This is a genomic window from Streptomyces sp. NPDC002701, assembly GCF_042889045.1.
GTDB lineage: Bacteria > Actinomycetota > Actinomycetes > Streptomycetales > Streptomycetaceae > Streptomyces.
In genome coordinates this window covers 45,866-59,949 of sequence record NZ_JBIAQL010000004.1, presented here as the reverse complement: position 1 = coordinate 59,949, position 14,084 = coordinate 45,866, and the positions used below count along the sequence as shown (strand labels likewise).

Below are 14,084 nucleotides of genomic sequence, written 5' to 3'. Positions count from 1 at the left end.
GGCGGGAAACCGCCGGCTGCGGGAGGATGTCGAGGTCTCAAGCGGGCGACAGCTTTCTTCGCGTCAATGCCAGGCTGTTGGAGACCGGTGGGTGTGCACGGGCCGAACTCACCTGTGGTGGTTGGTCCTTGATGTGTCGCCCTCCGGTGGCAGGATCCTGTCGACCGGAGGGCTGGCTCGTTTCTTCGCTGCCCCGCATGGCGGTGGCTTGTCGGCGATGTGCCGCCCGCCGGTCGCAGTCCGTCCGGTGCGGTGTGGCTTGATAGGAGCGTGCCGCTGGCCCGATTGAGGCGTGCCCCCGGCGCCGGACGATTCGGTTCGGCTCCGGCATCGTCGCAGGGAGGCACGTTGATCGTCGTCGGGATAGACGGACACAAGAACACGCACACGCTGGTGGCGGTCGACCCACTGGGAAAACGGCTGGCGGTACTGACCGTGGCCGCCAGACCCGTCGACCATCTCAAGGCGCTGGCCTGGCTGCATGGCTACGGTCCGGTGCTGGTAGCAGTCGAGGACTGCCGCCACTTGACCCGCTGGTTCGAGGCCGACCTGCTCAACAGCGGACACGCGGTGGTACGAGTACACCCCCGGCTGATGGCCGGCGCACGACGCTCGGCCCGGGAGCGCGGGAAGTCCGACCCGATCGACGCCGAAGCGGTGGCCCGGGTCGCTCTGCGCGAACCCGACTTGCCCAAAGCGTGCCTGGACGGGCCGAGCCGGGATATCAAACTGCTGGTCGATCATCGGCGGACCCTGGTCGCTCAGCGCACCGCCATTGGCAACAAGCTGCGGTGGTTCCTGCACGAGCTCGACCCCGAGCTGGCCGTCGCCTCGCGTGGCCTACGCCGCCTGTGCGTCCTGGACCAGCTGGCCCACGCCCTGATGCAGCACCGTGGGACACTCGCGGCGATCGCCGCCGAACTCGTCGCGAACTTCCGCACCAAGACGGAGGCCCTGCGACTGTTGCGGCGTCGCATCTCCGACCGCGTCTTCCGCGCCCTGCTCGCCGACCAAGCCGACCTCGACCAGCCACCGAGCTGACCACAGCTCTGGCCTCACCCTGGCAGGCACTCCACGCCCCGGACCGCACTACCCGACGCGACGGCGGCACCCGACACCGAGCCCCTGGCGGCGGCCGCAAAGCCAAACTCGGCCTGGCCGACCGCGTCCTGGCCACCGTGCAGCACCAGCGCCTCGGCCTGTCGCCCACCGTGCTCGCCCGCCTGTTCACCGTCAGCAAGGACACCATCCGCGAGGCCACCGGCGAGATCAGACAGCTCATGGACCAGCACGGACACACTCCCGGCCCCGCGGCGACACACCTGACCACACCTCACCGGCCTCCACGTCTACGCAACCGCACACGGAATCACCCTCACGGCAGAGGCAAAACCACCGTCTTGATTCTTTACGAGCCCTTAGGCATCAGTCGGCAGGCGTACTACAGCTGGTACCGCCGCTGCCAAGCCGAAGGCATCGAAGAGTTGCGCACTCGCTCGAGGGCGCCCAAGCGCGGCCCGAACGCCACGCGTGTAGAGGTCGTCGGCAAGATCATCTACCCCCGGCAGAACTACCACTTCGGGCCCGAGAAGATCGCGATGTACCTCAAGCGGTACCACGAGGTCACGATCAGCAAGTCGGGCGTGTGGCGGATCCTCAAGCGCCTGGACATGGGACGCCTGCCGACCTCACAGCGATACAAGCGCCACGACCGCAGATGGAAGCGGTACGAGAAGCAGCTGCCCGGCCACCCGGGTGCAGATCGACGTGAAGTTCATCGAACCGAACCACTCGCCTCCATGCCTCAAGGCCCGAGCGGCGACCGCAACAAGTACTACCAGTTCACGGCGATCGACGACTGCACCCGGCTGCGGGTCCTGAAGATCCATCCGACGCTCAATCAGTCCACCGCCATCCAGTTCGTCGACTACGTCTTGCAGAGGCTGCCGTTCCAGGTGGAGGTGATCCAGACGGACAACGGAGCCGAGTTCCAGTCCGCTTTCCACTTCCACGTGCTTGACAAGGGCATCGGCCACGCCTACATAAAACCCCGGACACCACGGCTGAACGGGAAGGTCGAAGGCTCTCGCCGGATCGACGGTGAGGAGTTCTACCGGCTCCTAGAACTCCAGTCTGACTTCGCGATCTTGTCGCTGAGCCTGCTGGGAACGGGTCCGGCCGCTGGATCGCTGCACCCGCTGGGGAAGACGATCGGGAGATGCGCGGTGTCCGGGCCCTGTGGCGACCTGCTGCCGGTGGACCGCTTCGCCCTCGCCCGCTCCCGCCGGCCTGACCCGCCAGCGGGGGCCGGTCCTCCGGCTTGACTTCGAGCGCGCTCCAAGTCCTAGCGTCGGAGGCGTTCGTCAGCCCTCGAGGTACCGCCCGGTCCGCTGGGCAGGAGGAGTATCCGCGCATGATCACCCGAACCACGCTCGGCTCGCCCGGTCTTACCGTCAGCGCGATGGGCCTGGGGTGCATGGGGATGAGCGAGAGCTACGGAGCCGCCGACTGGGACGGCGGCCTGGCCACCATCAACCGGGCCCTGGAGCTGGGCATCACGTTCCTGGACACCGCCGACGCCTATGGCACCGGGCACAACGAGGTGCTGGTGGGCCGGGCCATCCACGGCCGCCGGGACCAGGTGCAGCTGGCCACCAAGTTCGGCATCGACCGCAGCGCCGGTGACCGGGCACGCCGCATCCGCGGTGCCCGGGACTACGTGCTGCGCGCCTGCGACGCTTCGCTGCTGCGGCTGGGCGCCGAGGTGATCGACCTGTACTACGCCCACCGCCCGCCCCAGGACGTGGAGATCGAGGAGACCGTCGGGGCGATGGCCGAGCTGGTCGAGGCGGGCAAGGTCCGCCATCTGGGCCTGTCCGAGATCGACGGCGAACTGCTGCGCCGGGCGCACGCGGTGCACCCGATCACCGCGGTGCAGAGCGAATACTCGCTGTGGACCCGCGACGTCGAGGCGGTCACCCCGGTGATGGCCGAGCTGGGGATCGGGCTGGTGCCGTACTCGCCGCTGGGGCGGGGGTTCCTGACCGGCACCCTGGACCGCTCCACGCTGGGCGAGAAGGACTTCCGGCGCACCAACCCCCGCTTCGCCGGCGAGGCGGGCGAGGCCAACGAGAAGATCGCGCAGACCGTGCGCGAGGTGGCCGACCGGCTGGGTGCAACCCCGGCCCAGGTGGCGCTGGCCTGGGTGTACGCCCAGGCCGAGCGGCTCGGGGTGGCGGTGGCGACCATTCCGGGCACCCGCAGCCCGGCCCGGCTGGAACAGAACGCGGCCGCGCTGGAGCTCACCCTGGACGCCGAGGCACTGGCCGCGCTGGACCCGCTGAGCGACCAGGTGATGGGCGAGCGCTACACCCCCGCGCACACCGCTGAGGTCGCTCGGGGTTAGGACTCCAGTCTGACTTGGCGATGTTGTCGCGGACCCGGCCGGGAACGGGTGCGGCCACCGCGTGATCATCGGGGTTGTGTGGACTCCTGAAGATCGTGCGGTGGCCGCGGGCCATAGCGTAGACGCTGACCGCTGGTGGGCGATGTTCGACCGGGTCACGGCCCGGATCGCGGGCCGGTTCGGGCGGGTTGAGCCGCAGAGGACGGCCCGCGCCTATCTGCTCGGGCTGTTGTCGGGCGTTGAGCGGAAGAACTGCTGGCAGCTGGCCGAACAAGCCGGTCACGTCCGGCCCGGGCCGATGCAGCGCCTGCTGCGCTTCGCCCGCTGGGACGCCGATGCCGTCCGCGACGACCTGCGCGCCTACGCCGCCGAACACCTCGGCACCGATGGCGGCGTCCCGGTCGTGGACGAGACCGGCTTCGTGAAGAAGGGGTCCGCCTCGGCGGGTGTGGAACGGCAGTACACCGGCACCGCCGGACGCATCGAGAACAGCCAGGTCGGTGTGTTCCTCGCCTACGCCACCCGTCGGGGACGAGCGTTGATCGACCGCCGCCTCTACCTGCCCGAGCACTCCTCGTGCACCGATCCCGAGTGCCGCCGGGGTACCCGACGAGGTGGACTTTGCCACCAAGCCCCGCCTGGCCGGTGAGATGATCGCTGCCGCGCTCGACGGCGGTATCACCGCCTCCTGGGTGACCGGCGACGAGGCATACGGCCAGGACCCGCAGCTGCGAACACCCCTGGAAAAACGTGGCATCGGCTACGTCATGGCCATCGCCTGGTCGATTCGGGTCCGCATCAACTGCGGCCGCACTCCCCTCCGCGCGGACACCATCGCTGGCCGTCTGCCCGCCATGGCCTGACACCGCCACAGCGCCGGCAATGGAGCGAAAGGCCCGCGCTACTACGACTGGGCCTGGAAGCACATCGGCGCCAGCAGCCGCCGCCACCTGCTCATCCGCCGCAACCGGACCACCGGCGAACTCGCCTTCTACCTGTGCTGGTCACCCGCCCAGGCGCCCCTGTCCGAACTGGTCCGCGTCGCCGGAGCGTGGAGGAATGCTTCCAGGCCGCCAAGGGCCAGGTGGGACTCGACCATTACCAGGTCCGCAACTGGACCTCCTGGCACCAGCACGTCACCCTCGCCCTGGCCTTCCTGACCGCCCTCGCCGCGGCCCCCGACCGGCCCGCCGATCCGCACCATCCCGCCCGCAGCCGAGACCCTATCGCGCTGACCGTCCCGGAAATCCGCCATCTGCTTGCCGTCGTCTTCCACCTACCGGCCCTGTCAGTGGCCAAGTGCTGCACTGGTCCACCTGACGCAGACACCACCAGGCAACAGCCCGGCGCAGCCACTACCGACGACGGGCCACCGACGAGCCAGCTGGATAGATCACGAAATGGCACTGGAGTACTAGCGCGTTCCGCGCTCGCGGCGGCGGGTCCGTAGCCGGGCGGCAAGGAACCGCAGGGTGGAGCTGGACACGTCGGTACCGGACGGGTAAACAAGCGCACGAAGCTCCTGGTGAAGAAGATTCTCTTGGTCGAAAACCCACCTACCAGGGGCTTCACCTGCCTGTCAGCCCAACTGCCCAGCTCAGCCAGCAGGCTGAAAACAGCTGACTGGCACACCACGGCCTCCGGGCAGACCCGCAGCAGGGCGGCTTCAAGTTCCCGGTAGGAGTGGGCTGTCGGTGATGCCCTAGGTCCAGAGGGCGTGTTCGGGTGCGTCCCGGATGGCTCGGGTGGTCTTGGCGATGTTGTCGGCTCCCAGCAGTCGCAGTCTGCCGATGGCCAGGTTCCGCAGAGCGGTCATCGCCCGTGGCGCGTTGCCGGTGTGGACGGTGGAGGCGTCCTCGGCGAACACGACATCTCTGACGTGGTGGCTGAAATTTTCGATTCCCCCAGTGCCCGCGCACGTATCCGCCCAGGTCGGCAGGGGTGGCCTGGTGGGTGTCGAGGCTGGTGACGGCGTAGACCGTCTCCCGGGTCTGTCGCTTGCCGCTCTCCTGGCGGCGCCGGTGGCTGCGCAGGGCCAGCCGTGCTTCGGGGAAGGCGATGCCACCCAGGTTCGCCGCTATGGCCATGGTCTTGACCGAGCGGGACTCCCGCCGGCCGTGCCCGGTGCCGGAGACGGTGCGTGCCACGGGCACCTGTTCCCACGGCAGGGCCTTGAGCTGGGCCGACGCGATCGGCTGGTTTCCCTTGATCACCGCGATGTGGTGGGCTTTCTTCTCTTGTACCAGCCAGCGCACCTGGTCCACGCTGTGCAGGGCGTCGAAGGTGACCACGGTGCCGGCCAGGTCGAGAGGTTCCAGCAGCGGGCGGAAAGCGGCGGTCTCGTTGGTCTTGGCCCTCACCTCGCGCTGGGCCAGGGTCACGGCGGGGGCGTGGGTGACGGCGGACAGCAGGTGCCGGTGGCGCTGCTGCCGGTGCGCGGAGCCTGACAATGCCTTGCCATCCACCGCGATCGCCGGCCGCGGCGCCAAGCCGGTGCCGGTGTGGTTGTGGTTATGTCCGGCCAGGTAGGCGCCGATCGCGGCGTCCAGGGCATCGCCGTCGAGAGCGGCCAGGAGCCGGGTGAAAGTGGCATGGGACGGGGCGCGCCGGCGTCCGGGCAGATGGCGGCGGATGCCGAGGTGTTCCAGCACCGTGGTGGTGGCGCGCTGTCCCCACTCGCAGATCTCGGTGATGGCCCAGGCGCCGGAGACGACTGCGCAGGCGCAGATCAGCAGCAGGCCGACCTGGGGATACCACTGCCCGCGACGCGAACGCAGGTCGGGTACGCGCTGGAGGTGGGCGCGCAGGCGGCCGGTGTCGTTCTGGTGAAGGGGGCCCAGTTTCGCCAATACGGCAGGGACCGGGGAGCGGCAGGCACGGGACCTGGATGTGATCAGCTGGCGTAGACACCCTGATGATCACCGGTCTCGTGCCTGTGCTGTTGCTGCGTCAACTCCCGCTGGAAGCGGACGATCTACCCGATCCCGGAACTTGCAACCGTCCTGGACCCGCAGGCCGAGAAATACACCCAGCGCGGTATGCCGAGTACCGCGTCTGCGTGACGACCAATAAGTGTCACGTGCTGGAAGGTAAGACGCATCGGATCCCACCAGCGGCCCTCGTATTGTTTGACGGCGATTTTTCCGCGACCGGAGGCCGCATGGATGAGAAGGTGACATCAAATAATTTATATGGGTCGATTTTGACATGTGTTATCGCACACCTTATACGGGAAGGGATTGTTTAGTGCGCGTCGAGTTCAAGGAGGATTTGAATTTAACCGTACTCAGTAGCGCTCATTTGGAAGTTATTCGTCCGGATGGACTGCCGGACGTATGGAGTGTCTGCGACGGTCGTGTGGAACACTCCCCGCCGAAACGACGGAGATATGGAAAGGGCATTCATGCAAATCGCAGAACATCGGGAAGAAGATTTCGAGGTTCGCGTAGCAGTGTCCGAATGGGTTGTGAGATGGACTATGGTGGGACTGGTAAGTGTACTCCGGAATGGTTCAGTCGAGGGAAGTTCCTGACGGGTGATCTCGAATTAATTACGAGCCTGCGTCGGATTTTGAATGATGCATCCGTTTTCCCTGAGTCGTTGCTCTTTGAGTGGAGGAGCGTCTTGCGCGCGAAAATAGGTGTGTATGGCGTTCGCGGAGACTAGGCCCTCATATCTGATGCAGCAGTACGGTGTATCGGATAAACGAGATCACACAGATGTCGATCTCGCACGCAAAAACACAGGCAGCCGCCTTCTTGTATTCGTCTCGATCCGTCACCGCTGCATCTCGCGATGCACAGAAATTCAGACACTCTGTCGCCTTTGTCATGCCCTGCGGATCTCGGTGAACTCAATCATGCGCGGGTCAGGTGCTTTCGGAGGGGTGTTATGTGTGCAACCATTTCGTGCGAAGAAAGGTGACAGTCCGCGAATGGGCGCCCTTGTTTGGCCGGGTGAATGACATCACCCTGAACACGACTCCAACCGGCAACCCGACCGCGACTGTCAGGTAGTTAAACCAATTTCGGGTCCGGAAATCAGCAGATAGTCTCGCTCCTCGGGGGGGCTTACATAAATCTTGCCGATTTCTCATAGCCGTCTGTACCTGACTGACGTGCGCGGCACTTTTTGGCGGATCATAGCCTTCCTCCCCTGCCACGCCAAGTGGCTCACTGGCACCCAGTTCCAGGTCAACGGCGACACCATCCCCGTCATTTGAACCGCGCTCCAACACACACTTCGTGGCCCTTTTTGCTGTCCACAAAGGACTTCCCTCTTCCGCACTGCCTTTTTCGGCAGTCAACACCCCTGCGAGGCAAGAGTGCTGAACCCATTTGACAATCCCGACGGACGCTTTCTGGTCCTGGTCAACGAGACCGGTCACCAGTCGCTGTGGCCGGTCACCGTTGAGGTCCCGGCCAGCTGGGCCGTCTTCTTGGCTGAGAGCAGCCGGGACGCCTGCCTCGCAGCCGTTGAGGAGCGCTGACCTCCGGCCCTGGAGCCGCCTCCACACATGCCATCAGTAGCCGGGCATCGGCCCGTTCTTCCGTTTTTGAGGAGTTCCGTCGTGCACACACCCTCCACCGCCCCAGCCCTCGCCTCGTCCGTGCCTTTTCCGCTCACCCGCGCGCAGACCGGCATCTGGTATGCCCACCATCTTGACGCGACCCGGGTCGCGCACAACGTGGCCGAATATTTGGAGATCACTGGCCCTCTTGATCTGGCCCTGTTCGAATTGGCGCTCGGGCGGCTGGTGGCCGAGGCGGAATGCCTGCGGCTGAGGTTCACTGAGAGTGACGAGCACGGTGTGCGCCAGTTCGTCGAGCCGGTGGTGGAGTGGTCGCTGGACGTCGTCGATCTGCGGGACCGGCCGGAGACGCGGGACGAATGCATCCGCGCGATTCTGGAGCGTCCCTTCGACCTCACCGAGGGACCGCTGTTCTCCTTCACCGTGTTGCGGCTAGCCGATGACCTGAACCTGTGGGTGCACATGGACCACCACATCGTCGTGGACGGCTACACCGGCGCACTCCTCGCCCGGCGCGCCGGGGAGATTTATACGCGCCTCGCGGCCGGCGAGGACCCGGGGCCGACCCCGTTCGCGCCGCTGTCCGCGCTGATCGCCGCAGACGGCGCCTACAAGGCGTCCGAACGGGCATTTCGCGACCGCGCGTTCTGGTTTGAGTACGTCAACGCGCTCCCCGAACCTGTCAGCCTCTCCGCTCGTCCGCCCGCGCCCGCCCAGCTGTCCCTGCGCACCACGAGTCACGTCGGACCGGAGACCACCGACCGCGTCGCCGCCCTGGCCAGGAACGCGCGCACCAGCCCCGTCGCGGTGATCGTTGCCGTCGTCGCCGCGTTCCTGTCCCGCATGACGGGATGCACGGAACAGGTCATCGGTCTGCCCACCGCGGCCCGCCGCACCGACGAGGAGAAGGCTGCGCCGGGCATGTACGCCAACGTGGTCCCCCTCCGCCTCACCCCGGACCCGAGGATGACGGTGCCCGAACTCCTCGCTCACGTCTCCACCCGGATGAAGCGCGTCCTCGCACACCAGCAGTACGACTACGCCAACCTGCGCCGCGACCAAGGCGCACTAGCCCGGGAGAACCGGCTGTTCACCAGCCGCGTCAACGTCATGCGGTTCACCTACGACGTCACGTTCGGCACCTGCCCGGCGAAGGCGCACTACCTCTCCGGCACTGCGACGGACGACCTTTCCGTGATCGTCTACGACCGGTCCGACGGCCATGGTCTGGAGGTCACCCTTGATGCCAACCCGCTGCTGTACACCGAGGCGGACGTCGCCGTCCTGGAACAGCGGTTCCACCGGTTCCTGACCGCGCTCACGCTCCTCGGCGACGAGCCCCTCGGCCACGCCGACGTCCTCAGCCCTGCCGAGCGCACCCGACTCCTGCCCGCCCCATCCGCGCTGCCGGCGGCGTCCACGGCCGACACCCTCGCCGGCCGATTCGCGGCACGGGCCGATGAGCACCACGACCGGATCGCGGTCACCTACGAGACGCACTCACTGACCTACCGGGAACTGTCGGAGGAGACCAACCGGCTGGCCCGCTGGCTGATATCGCTGGGGATCGGCCCCGGCGACCTCGTCGCCCTGGCCCTGCCCCGGTCCGTCGACATGGTCACCGCGATGCTCGCCGTCGTCACCGCCGGCGCCGCCTATCTCCCCCTGGACACCACCTACCCGCAGGAACGCCTCCGCGCTCTCCACGACGACGCCCGGCCCGCCCTCGTCCTGTCCCACGACGACGTGCTGCCCGGCGCGAAGTCCCTGCTCGCCGAGGACACCCGCAGGGCCATTGCCCGGCACCCCGCCACCCCGGTCACCGACGCCGACCGGATACGGCCCCTCACTCCCGCGCACCCCGCCTATGTCATCTACACCTCCGGCTCCACCGGCCGACCCAAGGGAGTGCTCGTACCGCATCACAACGTGGTGCGTCTGTTCGCCGCCACCGACCGCCAATACGGCTTCCGCCCCGACGACGTGTGGACGATGTTCCACTCCTACGCCTTCGATTTCTCCGTCTGGGAGATCTGGGGACCTCTCCTGCACGGCGCCCGACTGGTCGTGGTGCCGCACTCGGTCACCCGCTCCACCCCCGATTTCCTGCGGCTCCTCGTGGACGAGCAGGTCACCGTGCTCAGCCAGACCCCCTCGGCCTTCTACCAGTTGATGGACGCCGAACGGCAGGACCCCGACCTGGGCGCCCGACTGGCGCTGCGCACAGTCACGTTCGGTGGTGAGGCACTCGACCTCACCCGGCTCAACGACTGGTACGACCGCCATCCCGAGGACGCTCCGACCCTCGTCAACATGTACGGCATCACCGAGACCACCGTCCACGTCACCCAGCTCGCCCTCGACCGCAACGACTGTGTACCCGGCGCCGGCGGCCTGATCGGCCACGGTCTGGACGACCTGCGGGTGTACCTGCTCGACGAGTCCCTGGCCCCGGTACCGCCTGGTGCCACCGGCGAGATGTACGTCGCCGGGCCCGGCGTCGCCGACGGCTACCTGAACCGGCCGGCGCTGACGGCGACCCGCTTCGTGGCCTGTCCCTACGGCAACCCCGGCGAGCGCATGTACCGTAGCGGCGACCTGGCCCGCTGGACCGACGACGGCTCCCTGCAGTACCTGGGCCGTGCCGACGACCAGGTCAAGATCCGCGGCTTCCGTATCGAGCTCGGCGAGATCGAGTCCGCGGTGGGCCACCACCCCGGCATCGCCCAGAACGTCGTCGTGGTGCGCGAGGACACCCCGGGCGACCGGAGGCTCGTCGCCTACGCGGTTCCCGCCGAGGGAGTCACCCTCGACCCGGCCGCGATCCGGCAGACCGCGACGCACCTGCTCCCCGAACACATGGTCCCTGCCGCGGTGGTCGTGCTGAAGCGGATGCCGCTCACGCGCAACGGCAAGGCCGACCGCCGCGCCCTGCCCGCACCCGACTACGGTGCCGCGGCCGACCTCTCTCGCACCCCGCGCACCGACCGCGAACGCCAACTGTGCGCGCTGTTCGCCGATGCCCTCGGCCTCGAGGCAGTGGGCGTCGCCGACAGCTTCTTCCACCTCGGCGGCGACAGCATCATCGCGATCCAACTGGTTTCCCTCGCCCGCACCGCCGGACTGCAACTCACCCCCCGCGACGTGTTTGTCCTCCGCACACCCGAGGCCCTTGCCCGGGTAGCCACTCCCATCATCGGCATCCGCGACGGCGACGGCGACGATGCTACTGGCGCCATCCCGCTCACTCCGGTCCTCCGCGCACTGGCCGACCGCGACGAGCCCGTCGACCAGTACCACCAGTGGGTACTGCTGCGCACCCCCGCGGGCCTGGACCGCCACCGCCTGCACCAGCTCCTCCAGGCGCTTGTGGACTGCCACGACCTGCTCCGCGCCCGCCTCGACGCACCCTGGAGCCTCCACGTCGAGGACACCGGTTCCGTCAACCTCCAGTGCGTAACAGGCGACCCACTCGCCCACCGAAAGGAGGCGGCCACCCTCCTGGACCCTGCGACGGGAGACGTCCTGCGCGCGGTCTGGCGCGAGGGAGCTCCGGACGAGGAGGGAAGTCTGCTGCTCGTCGCCCACCACCTCGTGGTCGACGGCGTGTCCTGGCGGGTCCTGAGCACCGACCTCGCTCAGGCATGGGCCGACGGCGCGACCTCGCTTCCCGTCCCGCCGACGTCCTTCCGTCGCTGGGCCACCGCGCTCACCGCCACCGACCGTACCGCCGAACTGCCCCACTGGGAGCGCGTCCTCGACGCCGATGACCCCCTCCTCGGCGCCCAGACCGGCGGCACCGGCCGAGGAGAACTCACCGTCGAGCTGCCGGCCAACGTTACCGAGCGCCTACTCACCACCGTCCCCGACGCCTTCCACACAGGCGTCGCCGACATCCTGCTCACCGCCACAGCACGTGCCGTCGATGCCTGGCGCGGCATCCGCGGCGCCCCGGTCCTGATGGACGTGGAGACCCATGGACGAGAGGAGTCGGCCGTCGCCGGAGCGGAACTCTCCCGCACGGTGGGATGGTTCACGAGCATCTACCCGGTCGCGCTCACCCCGGACGACGACCCGGCCACCTCCGTCAAACACATCAAGGAACAACTCGCCGCGACCCCCGGCGGCGCCCTTGGATACGGACTGCTGCGTCATGTCCACCGCGCCCTCGACGGACGACCCACTCCGCAGATCCTCTTCAACTACCTGGGCCGCTTCGGCGTCGGCGGCGGAACCTTCGCCGTCACCGCCTTCGGGGGAGCCCGCGACCCTCGTATGGCGGGCGCGCACACCCTCGAACTCAACGCCCTCACCGAGGAGCGGCCGGACGGCGCCGTCCTCACCGCGACCTGGTCGTGGGACCGCTCCCGCCTCACGGACGCAGACGCCGCGATGCTGGCCAACATGTGGATCGCCGCGTTGCGTGGCCTGTCCTCCCTCGGACGTGCCGACGGGGGCCACACCCCGTCCGACTTCCCACTGGCCCGCGTCGAACCGGAACAGCTCGAGGCCCTGGAATCCGCCTACGCGGATCTGGTCGACATCCTGCCCGTCACCCCGCTTCAGCAGGAGATGCTCCAGCACACCCTGCGCACCGGACATGGCCCCGATGTCTACACCGTCCAGACGGTCCTCGACCTCGATGGCGACCTTGACCCCGACCGCCTCCGCTCCGCCTGTGACCACCTCCTGCACCGTCACACCGCCCTGCGGTCCTGCTTCCCCGCACCCGGCCTTCAGGTCGTCGTCGACCACGTGGATCTGCCCTGGCGCATCAGCGACCTCTCGGCGGGAGACGACGCCTCTCAGGCCGCCCAGCTCGCCGCCGCCATCGCCGAGGACCGCGCCGATCGATTCGACACGGCACACCCGCCCCTGCTGCGCGCCCACCTCTTCCGACTCACGCCGCGCCGCCACACCCTGCTGCTGAGCATGCATCACGCAGTCGTCGACGGCTGGTCCCTGTCCCTCCTCCTCGGTGAAGTGTTCCGCCACTATTCGGACGGGCACGCGCCCTTCCACCCCGCGCCCGGCTTCCACCAGCACCTGGACCGGCTCAGCAGCCAAGATCGCACCGCAGCGCTGCACAGCTGGACCACATCACTGAAGGACGCCGAGCCGACCCTCCTCGCACCCGCCGTCGCGGCCGACCCCACTCTCTTGCCGGACCACCACGCCTTCCGGCTGCCCCAGGAGCAGACCGATGCCCTCCTCGGGCACGCCCGCGAGCGGGACATCACACTCGGATCCATGATCCGCGCCGCTTGGGCGCTGGTCCTGCGGGACGTCACCGGCAGTGAGGACCTGCTGCTGGGAGCCACAGCGTCGGTCCGTTCCCCTGACGTGGCGGGCATGGCCGACATAGTCGGGCTGCATACCAATATCGTGCCGGTCCGGGTGCGCCTCGACGCGGGAACGTCCATCGCCGAGCTGGCGGTGCGTCTGCAGAAGGAATACGCGGAAGAGGTACCGCACCAGCATCTGGGATGGCCCGCGATCGCTGCGGAACTCGGCCACGACCAACTGTTCACCGCGCATGTGGTGTTCCACAACTACCCCCTGGACACCGCCGCGACCACGCAGCTGGGTGAGGCGGTGGTCCGCTCCGTCACGGTCCACGACGGAACCCATTACCCGCTCTCCCTGGTAGTTCGCCTGGACGGACCGGAGCTGGCCCTGCGCGTGGACCACCGCCCGGACGCCGTCACCGCGCCCGAGGCAGCGGAGATCGCCACCGCGCTACGGCGCCACCTCCTCGAACTGGCCGGAGAACCGCAGCCGCTCGACTGAGCGACGGCGGGGGCGAGGTGGAGGAGGACAGGAGATCTCCCAAGTAATTCCTGTCCTCCGCTCCCGCCCTGCCCGTCAACCGGGGCCGGAGCACGGCCGGCCGACGGATGTGCTGGATTCCGAGAGCGCTCGATCGGTGCTGAACACGATCGACGTGACGGACCTCCCGCAGGTGAAAGCGCCCCACGCAGCGTTCGGGTGCAAGGTCTGGCGGTTGGCGCCATCACGGCGAGGATCCAGCAGGTCTGCCCGTCGGAAGGGGCCTGACCTTTCGAGGTCAGGCCCCTTCCGACGGGCACTGTCGCGGGGACAGGGTCCTGCTGGCAGCTCATGCTCAAACCGTTTTATCCTCAGACC

The 14,084-nt window shown here is 67.9% G+C and carries 6 protein-coding genes and 2 pseudogenes; 7 read left to right on the top strand and 1 reads right to left on the bottom strand.

Translation table 11 applies throughout. The features are described from left to right. Window positions 1-219: 219 nt before the first annotated feature. From ACFYXC_RS12715 to ACFYXC_RS12695, 5 genes and pseudogenes are all read left to right on the top strand, one after another. Entirely contained in the window at window positions 220-1,041 is an 822-nt protein-coding gene (locus ACFYXC_RS12715; protein ID WP_389550193.1) for a transposase, read from the top strand. Further along, window positions 981-1,404: pseudogene (locus tag ACFYXC_RS12710) on the top strand (ISAzo13 family transposase); the annotation flags it as partial. The gene ACFYXC_RS12715 and the pseudogene ACFYXC_RS12710, both read left to right, overlap by 61 nt. Further along, window positions 1,401-2,324 carry a helix-turn-helix domain-containing protein gene (locus ACFYXC_RS12705; protein ID WP_389550190.1) on the top strand — a complete coding sequence of 308 codons (924 nt, stop codon included), beginning with the start codon at window positions 1,401-1,403 and terminating at the stop codon, window positions 2,322-2,324. The pseudogene ACFYXC_RS12710 and the gene ACFYXC_RS12705, both read left to right, overlap by 4 nt. Window positions 2,325-2,413: 89 nt before the next feature. Next, window positions 2,414-3,406 carry an aldo/keto reductase gene (locus ACFYXC_RS12700; RefSeq protein ID WP_389550187.1) on the top strand — a complete coding sequence of 331 codons (993 nt, stop codon included), beginning with the start codon at window positions 2,414-2,416 and terminating at the stop codon, window positions 3,404-3,406. Window positions 3,407-3,548: 142 nt separating this feature from the next. Continuing rightward, a pseudogene (locus ACFYXC_RS12695) lies at window positions 3,549-4,726 on the top strand (IS701 family transposase). A gap of 248 nt (window positions 4,727-4,974) precedes the next feature. Here the strand turns inward: ACFYXC_RS12695 and ACFYXC_RS12690 are convergent. Beyond that, entirely contained in the window at window positions 4,975-6,255 is a 1,281-nt protein-coding gene (locus ACFYXC_RS12690) for an ISAs1 family transposase (protein WP_389550184.1), read from the bottom strand. 1,475 nt (window positions 6,256-7,730) lie between these two features. Here ACFYXC_RS12690 and ACFYXC_RS12685 point away from each other — a divergent pair. Next, window positions 7,731-7,895, top strand: coding sequence for an MbtH family protein (locus ACFYXC_RS12685; RefSeq protein WP_389550181.1), 165 nt, complete (start codon window positions 7,731-7,733; stop codon window positions 7,893-7,895). Between the two features lie 81 nt (window positions 7,896-7,976). Further along, window positions 7,977-13,727, top strand: coding sequence for an amino acid adenylation domain-containing protein (locus tag ACFYXC_RS12680; protein WP_389550178.1), 5,751 nt, complete (start codon window positions 7,977-7,979; stop codon window positions 13,725-13,727). Window positions 13,728-14,084: the final 357 nt, after the last annotated feature.